The sequence below is a fragment of the Paraglaciecola sp. genome, assembly GCF_030730205.1.
In the GTDB taxonomy this organism is placed as follows: domain Bacteria; phylum Pseudomonadota; class Gammaproteobacteria; order Enterobacterales; family Alteromonadaceae; genus Paraglaciecola.
Genome location: NZ_JANQVQ010000301.1, coordinates 12,866 through 30,144, shown reverse-complemented (window position 1 = coordinate 30,144; position 17,279 = coordinate 12,866). Strand labels below are relative to the sequence as shown.

At 39.5% G+C, this 17,279-nt stretch carries 14 protein-coding genes and 1 pseudogene; 4 read left to right on the top strand and 11 right to left on the bottom strand.

The window, feature by feature from the left end:
- A pseudogene (locus tag NWQ57_RS22710) lies at positions 1-191 on the top strand (hypothetical protein); the annotation flags it as partial.
- Positions 192-441: 250 nt separating this feature from the next.
- A complete protein-coding gene (locus NWQ57_RS22705) occupies positions 442-729 on the top strand; it encodes a hypothetical protein (protein ID WP_372340951.1) in 288 nt (95 codons plus the stop codon).
- A gap of 162 nt (positions 730-891) precedes the next feature.
- Here NWQ57_RS22705 and NWQ57_RS19560 read toward each other — a convergent pair whose 3' ends face one another.
- From NWQ57_RS19560 to NWQ57_RS19535, 6 genes are all read right to left on the bottom strand, one after another.
- Positions 892-1,341 (bottom strand): hypothetical protein, encoded by a 450-nt coding sequence (locus tag NWQ57_RS19560; RefSeq protein WP_306023863.1) that lies wholly within the window; start codon positions 1,339-1,341, stop codon positions 892-894.
- Positions 1,342-1,363: 22 nt separating this feature from the next.
- A complete protein-coding gene (glyS, locus tag NWQ57_RS19555; protein ID WP_306023862.1) occupies positions 1,364-3,430 on the bottom strand; it encodes a glycine--tRNA ligase subunit beta in 2,067 nt (688 codons plus the stop codon).
- A gap of 2 nt (positions 3,431-3,432) precedes the next feature.
- A complete protein-coding gene (gene glyQ, locus NWQ57_RS19550; protein WP_306023861.1) occupies positions 3,433-4,338 on the bottom strand; it encodes a glycine--tRNA ligase subunit alpha in 906 nt (301 codons plus the stop codon).
- Positions 4,339-4,562: 224 nt separating this feature from the next.
- Positions 4,563-5,003, bottom strand: coding sequence for a DUF2489 domain-containing protein (locus NWQ57_RS19545; protein WP_306023866.1), 441 nt, complete (start codon positions 5,001-5,003; stop codon positions 4,563-4,565).
- 18 nt (positions 5,004-5,021) lie between these two features.
- A complete protein-coding gene (gene yihI, locus NWQ57_RS19540) occupies positions 5,022-5,549 on the bottom strand; it encodes a Der GTPase-activating protein YihI (protein ID WP_306023860.1) in 528 nt (175 codons plus the stop codon).
- A 499-nt stretch (positions 5,550-6,048) separates the two neighbouring features.
- Positions 6,049-6,672 carry a cytochrome c gene (locus tag NWQ57_RS19535; protein WP_306023859.1) on the bottom strand — a complete coding sequence of 208 codons (624 nt, stop codon included), beginning with the start codon at positions 6,670-6,672 and terminating at the stop codon, positions 6,049-6,051.
- A gap of 202 nt (positions 6,673-6,874) precedes the next feature.
- Here NWQ57_RS19535 and yihA point away from each other — a divergent pair, with 202 nt between their 5' ends.
- Positions 6,875-7,492, top strand: a complete 618-nt coding sequence (gene yihA, locus NWQ57_RS19530; RefSeq protein ID WP_306023858.1) for a ribosome biogenesis GTP-binding protein YihA/YsxC — start codon at positions 6,875-6,877, stop codon at positions 7,490-7,492.
- 405 nt (positions 7,493-7,897) lie between these two features.
- Here the strand turns inward: yihA and polA are convergent, their stop codons facing one another.
- From polA to NWQ57_RS19515, 3 genes are all read right to left on the bottom strand, one after another.
- Positions 7,898-10,660 (bottom strand): DNA polymerase I, encoded by a 2,763-nt coding sequence (gene polA / locus NWQ57_RS19525; protein WP_306023857.1) that lies wholly within the window; start codon positions 10,658-10,660, stop codon positions 7,898-7,900.
- Between the two features lie 481 nt (positions 10,661-11,141).
- Positions 11,142-12,521 (bottom strand): pitrilysin family protein, encoded by a 1,380-nt coding sequence (locus NWQ57_RS19520; protein ID WP_306023865.1) that lies wholly within the window; start codon positions 12,519-12,521, stop codon positions 11,142-11,144.
- Positions 12,511-13,851, bottom strand: a complete 1,341-nt coding sequence (locus NWQ57_RS19515; protein WP_372340950.1) for a M16 family metallopeptidase — start codon at positions 13,849-13,851, stop codon at positions 12,511-12,513. Before NWQ57_RS19515 ends, NWQ57_RS19520 begins: the two co-directional genes overlap by 11 nt.
- 283 nt (positions 13,852-14,134) lie before the next feature.
- On the opposite strand from NWQ57_RS19515, the gene NWQ57_RS19510 reads away from it, so the two are divergent.
- Positions 14,135-15,586, top strand: a complete 1,452-nt coding sequence (locus NWQ57_RS19510) for a TrkH family potassium uptake protein (protein ID WP_306023856.1) — start codon at positions 14,135-14,137, stop codon at positions 15,584-15,586.
- Between the two features lie 42 nt (positions 15,587-15,628).
- Here the strand turns inward: NWQ57_RS19510 and NWQ57_RS19505 are convergent, their stop codons facing one another.
- Together NWQ57_RS19505 and NWQ57_RS19500 are read right to left on the bottom strand one after the other, a co-directional pair.
- Positions 15,629-16,426 carry a hypothetical protein gene (locus NWQ57_RS19505; RefSeq protein WP_306023855.1) on the bottom strand — a complete coding sequence of 266 codons (798 nt, stop codon included), beginning with the start codon at positions 16,424-16,426 and terminating at the stop codon, positions 15,629-15,631.
- Positions 16,427-16,510: 84 nt separating this feature from the next.
- On the bottom strand, positions 16,511-17,257 hold the full coding sequence (locus tag NWQ57_RS19500) for a complement resistance protein TraT (protein ID WP_306023854.1): 747 nt from the start codon (positions 17,255-17,257) through the stop codon (positions 16,511-16,513).
- Positions 17,258-17,279 lie beyond the last annotated feature (22 nt).

Sequence of the window (17,279 nt, the reverse complement as noted above, 5' to 3'; positions counted from 1 at the left end):
CGTGCCGGCTATTCGGCTTTTCTCGACAATCTGTTTATCCAACGATATCAAGAATGGATGTTAAGCGAGTAAAATCAAGCCCTATTGAAGAGTGGGTCATGAATTGGCGTCAATACATGCCTCAAGTGGGTACACAAAACTGTATTAATTCATCAGCCCAAATTAATGGAGCACGACATCAAGCTAGGTAGAGATGGACTGTTCACTTATTTAGGTCAGGAAAGCCTGTTGGTGGAGCCTATGAAGAATTATCTTAAAACCACGTCAGTTAACATTGGATGAAAAATACCCTAACTTACTCAAAAATAAACGGCCTATCAAACCTGACGAAGTCTTCGTCAGCGATATAACTCATGTGCAATCAAATGAAGGTGTTCATAATTTGTCATTAGTGACAGACGCCTTCTCGCGAAAGAATAGTGGGTTACTTAAAGCAATGAAATGAAGGCGACAGATGTATTTAGGGCGCGGCATATGGCAATCGAAAATAGACTCTACGACCATGGTGGAATTGACCATTCTGACCGAGGATTGCAATACTTTTCAGCATTATATCAATCAGTCCTTGAGGCAAATAATACTAAGCCGTCAATAACAGATGGATATGATTGCAGTCAAAATGCACTAGTCGAAAGAATAAACGGGATACTTAAACAGGAGTTCTTACTCTATCAATGCAATACGTTTAGTGAGTTACAAATATTGGTTAGAGAATCGATAAGTAACTAAAATGAGAAGAGGCCGAACTTGAGTTTAGAGATGAAAACACCTAGCGAAGTGCATATAATAAAAAGCCAGCGAAAAACGCTGGCTTAAAACCGTCAACTTATTACAGGGCGAGCCAATAAAAGATTAATTTAGCTCATAGCTACACAAGCCTGACATTCTACTTTAATTATCCTTCAGTGAAATTTGTACAATAGGTGAACCATACCCGCTAAAATCAATACTGAATTGATATAATCCCGTTTCTGTAGGGGTGAATCTAAAGTTTTCATCTTTAGATTCGCAATTAGCTTTAACGCTTTGTCCAAGCTTAACTATCTGATCTGAATTCGCTTTTAAATACCCACAATTCAGATCTGGTGACCAATTACTATCAGCAAACCTAAAGTCATAAGGTTGACCGTCAGCAATTAATCTAATCGATGTTGCGTACTTGTTGTTACTGATTTCAACCAATTTATATTTTTCATCAGCTTCCCACCAAGTGAAGACACCCCGCAAATATAAACTGCTGTAATCGGGTGTATCACTAAATGTCGGAATAACATTGGAAGCACAACCTGACAACATCAAGCCGACTACCGCAAGCTTTAGATAACGATGAATAATCCTCATGACTAACACTCCTGTATATTTTCTAACTGAGTAATGAAATATCACCGCATGTTAAAAATAAGCTCCTGAGCTTTAATAAAATACTCAGTCTATTCATACGTACTGCCGGGTCATCAACCATAACCATTACACTATCGAAAAAGCTATCAATAGGCCCTCTAAGCGTCGCTAAGACATTTAATGCATTGGTATAGTCAGATGCATCTGTAAAACCTTCGACTTCTGTCTGAGCGGTATTGAGCGCCTCAACTAAGCGAACTTCAGCATCTTCAGTCAACAAATCAATATTTATTTTATTGGCTGCGGAAATAGGGTTTTTAGCTAAAATGTTAGCAACCCTCTTATTCGCTGCTGCTAACGCTTCTGCAGCGTCATTTGTCTTAAATTGATTAATTGCTTCAATTCTAGCTGCAAATTCTGCTGGATAAGTAGGACGAATTTCTAAAACCGCCTGAATAACATCAACACCGATACCTTGTTCTAGATACAATGCCTTAAATCGAGCTAGAATAAAGTCAACAACGTTTGTTTTCAAATCTTGCGTTTTAACCTTATCGCCAAATGCTGCAATAGAATTATCTACTAGGTCATTCAGATCTAGGGCTAATTTGCTTTCGATAATTATCCTCAAAACACCTATCGCGGCGCGGCGAAGAGCAAACGGATCTTTGTCGCCCTTGGGTATCTGGCCAATACCAAAAATACCCACTAAGGTGTCGATTTTATCGGCCAATGCTACCGCTATGCTGATTGGTGTTAAGGGAAGTGAATCACCAGAAAAACGAGGTTTATATTGTTCATTTAGGGCATTAGCTACTTCAACTGATTCCCCATCTAGTTTCGCGTAGTACATACCCATGATGCCTTGTACATCAGGGAACTCCATCACCATATTAGTCATTAAATCTGTTTTACTGAGTAAACCAGCGCGACTTGCAGATACTTCATCTTGATGTAAGGTTTTAGCTATTAAGCCGGATAAGGTCGATATACGTTTCGACTTATCGAGTAAGGTGCCGAGTTGCTTTTGAAACAAGATAGTATCTAAGCTCGCCAATCTAGATTCTAAGGTGTGTTTTTTATCAGACGCATAAAAAAACTGCGCATCAGCAAGGCGAGGGCGAATTACTTTTTCATTACCACTAACAATTAAGTCAGGATACTTGGTTTCAATATTACTAATAAATATAAAACGAGCAAGCAATAATCCATTATCGTCAATTAACGGAAAATATTTTTGATCACCTTTCATGGTATATATCAGAGCTTCTTTAGGCACTTCCAAGAATGATTCATCAAAACTTGCTGTCATTGCTACAGGCCACTCAACTAAGGCTGTTACTTCATCAAGCAAGTCTTCGTTCATATCTGCAGTTGCGTTTTCTGACGCGGCGAGCGCGTTAACTTCCTTACGAATATACTCTTTTCGTTCTACATAATCTGCTAGTACGAAATGACGTTTTAGTTGCGTTAAGTACTCATCAGCGTGTGCCAACGAAAAGCGCTTATCACCTAAAAAGCGGTGGCCTAAGACCATACGAGAAGAGTCAATGCCAAACACATTACCTGCTACGAGTTCAGAACCAAATAACATCGTAATAGTATGAATTGGCCTAATAAATTGAATGCTATTACTGCCCCAACGCATTGGTTTAGGGATGGGTAGACTAATGAGTGCTGCTTCTACAATGCCTGGTAATAACTGAGTAATCGATTGGCCTTTCTCAGAACCTTGATAAAATAACCATTCACCTTTGTCTGTCTTTAAACGACCCACGTCTTCAATATTTACATTATTAGATCTTGCCCATCCTAATGCCGCAGGCGTTGCGTTACCTTCACTGTCAAACGCTGCTGTTACCGCTGGTCCCCGTTTTTCAATCAATCTGTCTTTTTGCATTGAAGCTAGCTGCTTAACATTCACAGCTAATCGGCGAGGAGTTGCAAACCAAATGACGTCGGAATAATCAATGTCAGCTTCTTTGAGTGAACTTTCAATCCCTTGTGCAAAATTACTTGCTAATTTAATCAACGACTTAGGAGGTAACTCTTCGGTACCTATTTCGATCAGTAGATTTTCAAAATTCATTACTAATTGTCCTTTTTGCACAATGGGAAACCTAAAGATTCTCGTGCCTTAAAATAGGATTCTGCACAAGCTTTAGAAAGGGCTCTGACCCTTAATATATACCGTTGACGTTCTGTTACTGAAATGGCATGTCTAGCGTCAAGTAGATTAAAGACGTGAGACGCTTTCATAACCTGTTCATAGGCAGGTAAGGGAAGATTTTCTGCAATCAGTTGTTGACTGGCTTTTTCATATTGATCGAAATTTGCAAACATTGCTTCTACATCAGCGTGTTCAAAATTGTAGGTTGATTGCTCTATTTCATTTTGTAAAAAGATATCACCATAGGTCACTGTGCCCATCGGTCCGTTTGTCCAGATAAGATCGTAAATACTATCGACCCCTTGGATATACATAGCTAAGCGTTCTAAACCGTAAGTTATTTCACCTGTGACAGGAGAGCACTCGATTCCACCTACTTGTTGAAAATAGGTAAACTGGGTGATTTCCATACCATTTAACCAAACTTCCCAGCCCAAGCCCCACGCACCTAAAGTAGGGGACTCCCAGTTGTCTTCAACAAAGCGGATGTCATTTACCAAAGGATCAAATCCCAATTCTTCAAGAGATTTTAAATACAGGTCTTGAATGTTATCCGGAGAGGGTTTGAGCATAACTTGAAATTGGTAGTAATGTTGAAGGCGGTTAGGGTTCTCACCATAGCGGCCATCAGTAGGTCGGCGACATGGTTGCACATAAGCACTGCTCATCGGTTCCGGGCCAATAGAGCGCAAAAATGTCATAGGATGAAACGTACCCGCTCCAACCTCCATATCTAATGGTTGAATAATGACACAACCTTGCCTTGCCCAATAATCCTGAAGGGCTAAAATTAGGCCCTGAAACGTTTTACAGTCAAATTTCTGCATCTTCCTCTGCCAATCTCTATCTAAACTAAAAAATGGCGATAAGTATACCTTCTGTATATTCTCGAATGTAGGTCATTAGCTTAATTAACTGACAAATTATAGGAAATTTACTTAAAAACTAAGATTCTAATGACTGCAAAGTCAGGCAATATAAAGAAAAAGAACAACTAGAAAGTGTTGTGGAAGTTCTGAACGATGAGCAAAAGAGCCAGGTGTTCATTTACTCATATAGAAAATTCTTTTAGTTGAGCGACATCTTTTAAGATAGTTGTTTCTAACCTCGCTTCACACTCTTCCCTGAACGTGTCCTGCACTTTGCGTTCGCCTGTTGATAGTTGCTTTCTTTCCTCATGAGAAGGCAAGTCTTTCACTTGTTCAAACAAGGCATAAACGCCGGTGTAAATGTCTGCGTAATTCGGTTTATTTAAAACGGGTAGGGCTTCAAGTAAATGATATAACCTGATACTACCTTCTGATAAGTTACATTGTTGTTGAGCCATAGCGGCGGCAATTGTATTTATGCTTTCAATTATATTGGTAAGCCGTTCTTTTCTTCTTGCCTCTTTTAATTTGTTCTGCGCACGCAGCTTATAAAGCAAACGGCCCGCATAAAATGCCATAGCCGTTACAATAACAAGCATTAAAATTAATATTAAAAAGGTCATCACTAAAACACTTACTACTTAAAAATTATTGAGTTTATTTACATCTATTTTTTCGAACATATCATAGAGATCATCTTCGTCTAACGGCAAAGTTGCCCGCTCTACATCACTCTCATCGTCATCGATACCTAAAATCTTACATAACTCTTTATGCCTAGTCAGATTTACATTGACGTAGGCTTGTTCCGACTTTTCTAAAATTTTTCCGGCATCGAGTTCGTTAATAAGCTGCGCCAGTTTTTCATCACTTTCAATTTGAGCCAGTTCGCTCTCAGGTGAAAAATGACGGATAACCGGTTTAGCTTTAATTCTGGTAATTTCTTCTGCAGAGGCATAAAGGTCAACTGGTTTCTTGCTACCAAGACGGGGATCTCTATTAGCTTTTATTTTGTTGGAGTCTTTTGCAGGATCAACCAAACTGTTACGGTTTCCTGCTGGTTTACCGAGGGATTTTTTAATACGTTTGTCTTTTTCTACTCGTTTAAAATCAGGGGTTTTCCGAACACCTATTTGCCCAATCTTACGAGATTTCTTTTTTCTAGCCATAGAACTTAACCACAGTATATTTAATGCCGCTATTCTAACCTAAAATTTACGTTGCTGCGCCTATATAGTCGTATGAGTACTTGATAATTAGAAAAAAGGCGATGGTTTTTATACCATCGCCTTTTTTTGATAATAGTGTCAGCTGACACATCTCCCAATAATAATTCATTAAGGTAGTTAATGAATTCGACTGCGCTTTACTTTTTATTATAATTAACAAAGTTATCAGTCTTTTAAGGTCTTCCTGACTCTTTATTAGTAGTCCCTGTAACTCCCTGGAGGAGGTAGCAAATCCGAATGGTCTTTGACCATTTCTGTTTTCTTCCGTGACAAACGAAATCGTTTGTTGTCCCTGTTGTTTTAATCGTCCAGCAGAATACAGTATTAACAAAAAATTACAATATATTTACAATTGAAAGTTTACATAATGACATTCAAGAAATATTTAGATATTAAAAAAGCGACTCTTAGTCGCTTTTTTTAATATCACCTTTTACGTTTAATATAGTCCAGCAATATACTTCGACAATACTTCAATATCTTGATCGGTTAAACGTTTTGCTATGTCACCCATCATTCCGTTGTGTGAATTGTTTCTCTCTCCTGAACGGAAATACTCTAACTGAGTTTTTAGATAAGTAGCATGCTGGCCGCTAATATCAGGAAACCCGGCCAAACTCATCCCATCTCCGCGCGGGCCGTGGCACGCAATACAAGCCGTTACTCCACGTGCAGTGTCACCGCCACGATAAAGCTTTTGACCAGCTTCAATCACGTCTTCAGGCGCTTCTCCTGGCGTTGCTTTTTGGCTAGAAAAATAAGCAGCAATATCATACATGTCTTGCTCACTTAAGGCGGCAGCCATTCCGTTCATAACTGCGTTGTTGCGGCCTTCTTTACCGCCAGTTTGACTGGCCAACTTGAACTCTTTTAATTGTTTCACTAAATAGTCGGCATGCTGCCCTGCTAACTTAGGGTTCATATCAATCATGCTATTGCCATCAGCTCCATGGCAAGCACCGCATGCCACTGACTTGTTTTTACCTTCCTCAGCACTACCTTGCGCTAGTGATGCACCACTGACACCAAATACCAAACAGATTAGCAGACTTAGTTGTTTCATAATTTTCTCATTAAGCTTTTGATTAGCTGGCTATTCTTTTTTAACATGGCCTTATTTTACACATTTACAGCGCCAGTAAAATAACTTCCACAATTTAAGTTAGATTAAATGTGCCGCTACAGACAAAGAATATCTTAGTTTTACTGATATACTTTCAAAAATTTCAAAGTTATTACGTATAAGTACCAATAGGGATCGCGTTGTGAGCCATTATAGTCATGCAAAATTTAGTATCAGTGCACCTGATATTCGACATCTAGGCAAAGATGAAGGAATTGAAGTCGCATTTGCAGGTAGATCAAATGCCGGTAAATCAAGCGCGTTAAACAGGTTAACTCGCCAAAAAGCACTGGCAAGAACAAGTAAAACCCCAGGAAGAACGCAATTAATTAATGTTTTTGAATTAGACGAAAATAGAAGACTAATAGATTTACCTGGGTACGGTTACGCCAAAGTACCGATGGCAATAAAAGAAAAATGGCAACAATCCCTAGGAGAATATTTGCAAAAACGAGAAAGCCTAAAAGGCATTATTGTTTTGATGGATATTCGTCATCCTTTTAAAGACTCTGATCAAGATCTTATACACTGGGCAGTTGCTGCTCAAATTCCCGTGTTGGCATTATTAACTAAAGCAGACAAACTTAAGTCTGGAAATCGTAAAAATCAGCTCTTGATGGTTCGAGAAGCCGCTCTGGCATTTTGTGGTGATGTAAGTGTTGAAGTATTTTCATCACTCAATGGAATTGGTTTGGAAACCTTAGAAAACAAGTTAAATGATTGGTTTGCTTATCCAGCCAAAATACAGGTCCCGCAATAATTGCGCTCAAAAAAAGCCCCGCAAAAGTGCAGGGCTAAGGGACTTTGAGAAAACACATAAAAACCATTAATTCAGAGTGTGCTAAAAGTAAAAGGTTCAAGATTTTTATTTTTTATTCATTAAAAGTGTTGAACAAAAAAAAGCCCCATAAAATATGGGGCAAAACACATAGGGACACACATAAACTAATTAATCAGAGTACTTGATTTGCAATAAGTTCAACTGCATCACAAATTTTTAACAAAAAAAACCTCGGCAATTTGCCGAGGTCAAATCAAAGGATTGGAAACTCCAACCTCTGTACCCTACAGAGCGAAGTTTATTCAAATATGAAACCAATTCCAATGTTTTTTTGTAATTTAATTACAAAAAAGAGGGTCAGTTACCAATTTTCATAACCAAGCGCTAATGTGCCTCATCCCAGTTTTCACCTATACCAGCTTCTACAGTTAATGGCACATCTAAGACTACTGCTTGTTCCATTAGCTCGATTATTTTTGTCCGATACATTTCTAATTCTTGTTGTTTTATTTCAAAAACGAGTTCGTCGTGTACTTGCATAATCATTCTTACTTCGTCTTTAGCTAAGGTACTAATCCATTTATCAACACAAAGCATCGCTTTTTTTATTACATCCGCGGCTGTACCCTGCATCGGTGCATTGATGGCTGCACGTTCCGCCCCTTTTCGTTGCATCACATTGCTTGAGTTGATTTCAGGAAGATACAAGCGTCTACCGAAAACTGTTTCGACATAACCTTGCTCTTTAGCGACCTGCCTCGTTTCATCCATGTATTTCAATACACCCGGATATCGCTCAAAATATAGGTTCATGTATTTTTGTGCGTCTTGACGAGAAATATTTAACTGACGGGATAGGCCAAATGCTGACATCCCATATATCAAACCAAAATTAATGGCTTTAGCATTACGTCGTTGCTCTGTTGTAACTTTTTCTAATGGCACACTAAAAACTTCAGCTGCAGTAGCAGAATGTATATCTATACCTGCGGCGAATGCACTAATTAACCCTGAGTCTTTAGACAAATGCGCCATTATTCTTAATTCGATTTGTGAATAATCTGCAGCGACTATTTTGTAGCCGGGACGCGCGATAAAAGCTTGTCTTACGCGACGACCTTCTTCTGTTCTGATGGGTATGTTCTGTAAGTTAGGCTCAGTGGATGATAAACGGCCTGTAGCAGCAACTGCCTGATGGTAAGATGTATGCACTCTACCTGTTCTGGCATTAATCATTTTAGGTAACTTATCTGTATAGGTGTTTTTCAACTTTGTTAAGCCGCGAAACTCCATCAATAATTTCGGTAAAGGATAATCTAGGGCGAGCTCTTGAAGTACTTCTTCTGAAGTTGAAGGGGCTCCTTTTGGTGTTTTCTTCAGAACGGGTAAATTCATTTTAGTATACAAGATTTCTTGTAGCTGCTTAGTTGAGCCAAGGTTGAATGATTGCCCCGCCAGTTCGTGTACTTCTTTTTCTAATTGTATAATTCGAGTCGCTAAGTCTTGAGTTTGCTGACCTAACTTTTGACTATCTATTAAAACACCAAACTGCTCCATCTTAGCTAACACCGATAGTAGGGGGATCTCTACTTTTTCTAACACTTCCACCAATGAAGTTTCGGCAGATAACTTCTTCCACAATACGTTGTGAAGTCGCAATGTTACGTCGGCGTCTTCTGCAGCGTAAGGCGAGGCTTGCTCTAAATTAACGAGATTAAAACCAATCTGCTTCGCGCCTTTCCCGGCAATATCTTCAAAATGCACGGTTTGATGATCTAGGTATTTAGCTGCGAGGGTGTCCATGTCATGCCTAGAACCCACACTATTGAGCACGTAGGATTCCAACATTGTATCAAAAGCAATACCTGCTAATTCAATGTCGTAATTTGCCAACACGTTTTTATCATACTTAAGATGTTGACCTACTTTTTTGATAGTAGGATTTTCTAACAAGGGTTTAAAAAGCGCTAATACTTCTTGTAGGTCTAGCTGCTCCGGTGCATCAGGATAATTGTGCGCTAATGGCAAATAGGCGGCTTCTCCTTCTTCAATACAAAAAGACATGCCGACTAATTCAGCCTCCATATAATTCAAGCTAGTTGTCTCGGTATCGAATGCGAATAATTCACAACTGTTCAGTTTATCTAGCCATGCTTTAAGTGCTGACATCGATAAAATGGTCTGGTACTTGTCTTTGCTGACATTTGTTTCTGGGGGTAATTCTTCGGTGTTTGATACACTGTCGGTCTTATCATTTGAAGTGTTGCTGGGCCGTTGTACATCATTCAATAAGCGTTTTAACTCGTATTGCGTACTGAGTGCTATCAAGGATTCAGTATCCTGAGGTGCAGCACATAGCTCATCGGCCAAAAAGGGCAGTTCTACATCTAATTTTATGGTAGCTAACTCGTAGGATAGTGGCAGTTTATCTGCTGCAGCTCGCAAATTTTCACCTACTTTGCCTTTCACTAAATCAGCGTTGTTGATGACATTTTGTAAGTTGCCAAATTCAATCAGCCACTTGACCGCTGTTTTGGGCCCACATTTGTCGACGCCAGGAATATTGTCGACTTTGTCGCCCATTAACGCTAAGTAGTCGATAATTTGATTTGGAGCAACGCCGAACTTTTCTACTACACCCGCTTCGTCAAGTTTTTGATTTGTCATGGTATTAATTAGTGTGACGTGTGGGCTCACTAATTGAGCCATGTCTTTATCACCGGTAGAAATAATGGTTTCTATTGATTGCTGAGTGGCTTGGTTTGCTAATGTGCCTATGACGTCATCCGCCTCTACGCCATCAATGACTAACAGTGGAAGTCCCATAGCCTTTATGATGTTATGCAATGGTTCGATTTGTGACCTGAGGTCATCAGGCATTGGCGGACGATTGGCCTTATATTCGGGGTACAAATCATTTCTGAAGGTTTTTCCTTTGGCATCAAATACAACAACGACATTTCCGTTTGGATAATCTTTTTGCAAACTTTTTATCATATTTAAAACACCAGTAATGGCTCCAGTGGGTTGGCCATAGGATGTTTTTAAAGCTTGCAAATATGGAACGTGATAAGCCCGAAATAAATAGGATGAGCCGTCCACCAGAATAAGTGGAGAGCGCTTAGGTAAGATTTGTTCTGATGCCATTTTAGGTATGCTCGAAGTGATTGTAATGCCTGAATATAGTGTGCCACAAGGAGGCGTGATCATCTACGCTGCGTTTTAGCTTGCTTGTGGATAACTCTGTTTATTAATGCGATTCGAAATGAAAATTACGTTGAGGAATCTTATTTTATTAGCAGTCGAGACCTTTAAAAATAAAGGTTTGTTTATTTCCATTGAAGGTCAAGTTTTATTTGACTGATTTGTGGATAACTTTGAGAGGAAAATAACTAAGTTAAAATCAGGTTGATGAAGATACACACAAAAGAGGATTAATTAAAGTACTTTTTTCATACAAATTTATAATAAACTTTAGTTGTTCTACCTGTAAAAAGTATAAGTCATTTTCGGTGCAGGCTGCAGCTAGGTTTGATCCAAGATTTTTTAAAACTCAGATTAGAGGACCGATTTTTAAATTGCCTACATAAAAAAGTGGCCACAATAATTATGGCCACGTTGACAAATATTACTTGGGGGATTTATCAAATTTAATATCGGTTTGACTGACATTTCCGTAGCGATTTAACTGGTCTTTTAGCAATTCTGCTTTGCCAATGACAACAAACTGCAAATGATCTTTTGGAAAGTACTGAGAGATAATTTGTCTACTACGCTCTGGAGTGAGCAGGTTAACTTGTTGAGCAAAGGTATTGATGTAATCCTCATTAAAGTCGTAAACAAACATTTCTGCCAACAGCATAGCTAAATCACGTGATGTCTCATAACGGGGTGGAAACTGACCCTTTACGTAAGATTTAGCTGACTCTAGGGTTTTAAGGTCAATTCCTTTTTCCCACAATCGAGCGTAAGTACTTAAGGCCAAATCAATTGCTTCTAAAGTTGTACTTGTTTTGGTAAACGTAGAAATGGCAAAACTGCCACCTTGTGAAAGGGTATCGAAGCGGCTTCTTGCCCCATATGTCAATCCACTGTTGACGCGAAGCTCGTCATTTAACCAGCTCGTAAATCGTCCTCCTAAAACGGTATTAACCACTGAGATAGCTACAAAGTCTTTATTGTCACGCGGAATGCCAAGGCCACCAATCATAAATGTGCTTTCGGTTGCATCGTCCTTGTTAACCAGCAATACATTTGCGCGAGTGGGTGGGGTAAGTGTAAACGTAGTAGCTATTTCTTTGTGGGTTCCTTGCCATTGGCCAAATAGTCCCGTTAAGACCTTTACCATTTCTTGAGTTTGAAAATCACCAGTAACAACTATCGCAGTGTTGTCAGGCGTGTACCAATCTTTATGGAATTGCCGCAAGTCTGATAACTTCATTTGTTCGATTGAAACTGGGTCTCCGTCAACATCGTTTGCATAAGGCGTATTGTTGAATAGTAACGCATTAAAATAGCCACCAATTACTGCTCTAGGACTTTCTTTTTTGCGCTCTAAATTCGATATTAGCCGTTCCTTTTGAGCTATAAATTCGTTGTCATTAAAAGCCGGGGCTAAAAGTGCATCTTTTAATAAGGGCATAATTAAGTTTTGGTCTGCCTTGGCCATTGAAGCACTAATAAATGAATATTCCTGAGCCGCCCCAGAATCAATTTGAGTACCAACAAATTCAACTTTTTGCTCAAACTCAGAGCGAGATAGGTTGTTTGTGCCAAGCAACAAGTTTTCTGCGGTAACTTTTGCCAAACCCGGCTTTGTATCGACTGTAGCGCCTGCCTTTACTACCATGTAAACGTCGATCAGAGGAACTTCATGTTGCTCCATCAAATAAATGGTTAAGCCATTTTTTAACACAACTTTCTGGTATTTAGGCAGGATGAATTCAGCTGAAAATGCTGTTGCATTGAACACAGTAAAAACGATTAGGAGAATGGATTTAAAGGTCATTTTCACTGCTATCTTCCTCTGATGCTAATATGCCTGTTGTACGGTTAGCTTTTATCAAATACTTGGCTGCGACTCGTTGTATATCTTCAACGCTCACTTTGGATAACTGCTCGGGTACATCGAAAAGCTTTTTATAATCTCCAAAATAAAAGTCATAGCTACCTATGGTATTGGCTTTACCGTTTATGGTTGCCATTTCTCTATAAAAATCAACTAAGGCTTGGTTTTTCACCTTTTGTAATTCTTGCTCACTTATTCCTTTTTTGATGACAATATTGATTTCATTGATCAACACTTTTTCTAATTCACTGCTTGATACTCCCGGCGCTGCCACTGCACTCACGTAAAACAAATTAGGATCTATTGACATAGGTAAGTAAGTGAATACTTCGCTTGCAACTTTTGAATTATATACTAGAGATGCAACTAAACGAGAGCTATTCCCACCACTTAGGATGCTATTTAAAATGGATAGGGGATAATAGTCGGGGTTTTGCGTCTCTGGAACATGATAAGCTAAAACTATATTTGGCGTTGAAACCGATGATTTTTGCACATAAACCCTTCTCTCTCCTGTTTGTTGAGGTTCAACAGTATGAACTTCTCGAGGAGGTGTTTGTGCAGGAATTGGTTCAAAATATTGTTTAGCCAATTTTTCGACTTCACTAAGCTTAACCGCTCCTACAACCACAACCGTAGCGTTGTTTGGCGCATAATATGTTTTGTGGTAATTCACCAGATCTTGTAACTTCCAATTTGCGATATCGGACTCATGACCAATAACTGACCAGCTATATGGATGCGCTCTAAACGCAGCCGCTTTTACTTGTTCGCTTATTACTCGAAAATTTGAATTTTCTAAGCCAGTTGAGCGCTCAGAAGTTACTACACCTCTTTCACTTTCAACAACGTCAGCATCAATACTTAAATTTTCTATGCGATCTGCTTCTAAATCAAACATCAACTCCATTGATTCACTTGGAAACCAGTTCGTATAGACCGTTGAGTTTTCTGTGGTATATGCGTTGTTAGCACCGCCGGCGGCTTCCATGGCTTGATCAAACTGTTTGGGGCCATATTTTTTAGCCCCATTGAACATCATATGTTCAAAAAAGTGTGATAGTCCGGTAATGCCTGGGTATTCATTGCGTGAGCCTACTCGCCAAAAAAGATACATATTAGCATTAGGGATCGATTGGTCCTCTAAGACAATAATTTTCATACCGTTTTTCAGGGTAAATTGTTGTACGTCTTCAACTTGCGTAATCGCGCTACTTGAGAGCGAGTATAATATGAGTGAGCATAAGAACCCCTGAACCATGTTTTTCATTTGAAATTCTCTTTTTTATCCATGGGGCAGTGTAGCTATTTAGTGTGTGTACACAAAGAAACTCCTAAGATAAACGCGGATAAATATGTTTCAAATTATTTGACCTATCCTTACCCATAAAAGAACAGCATAAAACAGCGTTGTATATGCATGATGTTGTATAAGGTTAAGCTTATTTAATAATATGATGAATAAATCAATGATTTACAGATGCTTTAGCAATAAACTCTCTTTACTTGTTCGTTCATAGTATTGAAATACAGCTGTGGGTTTAATTTAAACTATGCAATACCGCACCATTGTCAGAATTCTTGGCTTATTAGTCGCACTGTTCAGTGTGACGATGATACCGCCGGCTATCGTTTCTTTAATATTTCAAGATGGTAGTGGTCTGCCTTTTTTACTGGCGTTTGTATTGTGCTTAGTGACAGGCTTATTAATTTGGTATCCTAACCGCCGCTACCGTAAAGATCTCAGGGCAAAGGAAGGATTCTTAATTGTTGTATTATTTTGGACCGTGCTGGCTAGCTTTGGTGCTTTACCGTTTTTATTACTAGAACAACCAGAAATGACAATTACCGATGCATTTTTCGAGGCATTTTCTGGCTTAACCACTACAGGTGCAACGGTCATTGAGGGCATTGATTATTTGCCCAAAGCGGTACAGTTTTATCGACAACAGTTGCAGTGGTTTGGAGGAATGGGGATCATTGTACTAGCCGTCGCGATTCTACCCATTTTAGGTGTTGGTGGTATGCAGTTATATCGAGCTGAAACCCCAGGGCCCGTTAAAGATTCAAAGATGACGCCAAGGATAGCTGATACCGCTAAGCATCTTTGGTATATCTATTTTTCAATCACCGTTGCATGTGCCATTGCTTATTGGTTTGCAGGCATGGATTGGTTTGATGCCATCTGCCACTCTTTTTCAACGGTCGCCATTGGCGGTTTCTCAACCTATGATGCCAGCTTAGGCTATTTTGACAGTGTTGCGGTTAACATTGTATGCGTTGTTTTTTTGTGGATTGCCGCATTAAATTTCGCTCTACATTATGCTGCAGTGAGCGGGCGCACGCTTAAGGGCTATTTGTACGACCCAGAGCTTAAAGTTTTTTTTATCTTACAAATTAGCTTGGTATTAATTTGTTTCATCACTTTGATTGAATACTCTTGGTTTGAAGATGCGGGAACCACCCTAGACCAAGCCCTGATTCAAGCTGTGTCCTTTAGTGTTACGGCCGGCTTCGCCACAACTGACTTTGCGCATTGGCCGGCATTTTTACCCATTCTTTTGATATTTTCTAGTTTTGTTGGAGGCTGTGCGGGGTCAACCGGTGGTGGCTTGAAAGTCATCCGAGTGTTTTTGTTATTTCTGCAAGGAAAGCGTGAAGTGAACAGGCTTATTCATCCCAAAGCGATTTATTCTGTCAAGGTCGGTGGAAGAGCGTTACCAGATAGAGTGGTAGAAGCCGTTTGGGGCTTTTTCTCTGCTTATGCCATGATTTTTGTCATCATTATGGTGTGTTTAATTGGTACGGGAATGGATGATGTGTCAGCTTTTACTGCAACGGCTGCCACATTAAATAATTTAGGCCCGGGTTTGGGCTCGGTGGCAGGAACCTACGCTGATGTAACCGATAGTGGTAAGTGGTTATTAATTTTAGCCATGTTATTTGGCCGTTTAGAGGTTTTCTCACTGCTTGTTTTATTCTCTCCTACCTTTTGGCGCAGTTAATACTGTAGCTTAGTGATAACTAGGACTAAGCTACGTATGACATTACTCGCTTAAAAACGACTCCTTTTCGATAAGGCTTATGCTTTTTAAAGACTGTTTAAACGATGGATCAATAGCCTCGTTTTCTAGTGCTAAGGCTCGGTATTTTTCAAATAATTTACTATGTGATTCAATACGTTTGCCCATGGCATCCCATGCTTTTTTCCTCATTTCTAATGGCCACGCCTCCAATTCAATCTTATGGGATTCTAAGGAACTTGATAACAAGGTAAACAAGGATTGGTAATTAAAGCCTTTTGCTGAGTTTTGTTTGATTTGTTCTGATGTTACCATACCGATCGTATTCATCATTGGCGCATAATTTTTAAGCCACTTGTAATAGTCATTTAATGCATCTTCGTCATATTCTTCAGAAATATTAAAATTTTGGCTACTTCTAGTAACGGTTTTTCGTTCCGCCACAACAGGGGCTCTCACAACCACAACTGGATAAGCCCAGTATCGACCATAAACATGGTAGTAATACATGCAGTCTCGATAATCGATATATGACCGTTGCTCGAGTTGGGCGCAGGTGTATCCAGTTGTCCAATAGCCAGGAGGGTTTTCTCTGGGGCGGATATTGTTTTGTTGGGCATTGCTTATGTAAATTTCTAATTCTGAGCGTTGTGGTACAGGGGCCTGATTCATCCCAAATACATCGGCATTTAGCTTACGTTGTGCCTCTGCCATCATCTCTTCGTCAGACTGTTGTGCAATTGATGTTATTGATGTGAGGATTGGAAATATTGCTGCAACGAAGATTACACGTTTCTTAATATAGCGTCCGTTAGTCTCCACTTTGACTCTCCCATTTGCTTTTTTGAAGAAGTGATAGAGCAACCTAAGACGCAGTAGATTGTGTCCTAGGTTGTTTTATAATGGCTAAAAAAATGAGGCCATAGCATAAGCCGTTTTATCGAACATAATAGGCTGTGCTTCTTCAAGTTCTAAGTTAGCTTTGTTAGCTGTTGTCACTACACGGGTGCGATATTCTTTTTGATTAGTTGCTTCAGAGTAAGTTTGAGTGGTGGCTCCATCATCAGAGATTTGCGTATTAATTTTAGAGTCTCTGCGCACTAATACACCTTTTCGAGCGCGTTCTTTAATTTGAATATCTGCGACTAATAAGTAAGTGACATCTTTTACAAAGGCATTGGCTGCCGTTGAAACCAAGCCGCCAATAATGCCTCCAGCAGCAGCGTCTCTATAACTGCCACCTGCCACATACCCAACCGCAGTTCCTGCTGCAACGCCTTCATAACCAGTTCTTAAATAACCTTCTGCAGCAGTGGGCGATGCTTTTTCAAGATTACGTACGAATACACTCATGGTGTACTGTGCCTCTTCAGGGCTATCTACTATTGCATAACCGTTTCCGCTAGTCGTTATTTGGCTAACTAATGCATCTCTGAACGCATTTCGGTCAAACTCCATTACGGCTGACCTCACTTCTAAGTATATCTTCCTTTTTTCTGGTGCGACGGGGTCAACAAAAATTGAGGTGCTGAGCTTAGTTTGTACATCCAAATCTTTTTTAGCTATTGAAGTATGAACGGCAGCACATCCTGAAAGAGTAAGTGCAACCAAAGCAAAGATAAGGGCATTTAAAGAGCGGTTCCTTGAAAACATGTTGTTTTTCCTATTTTGTTTT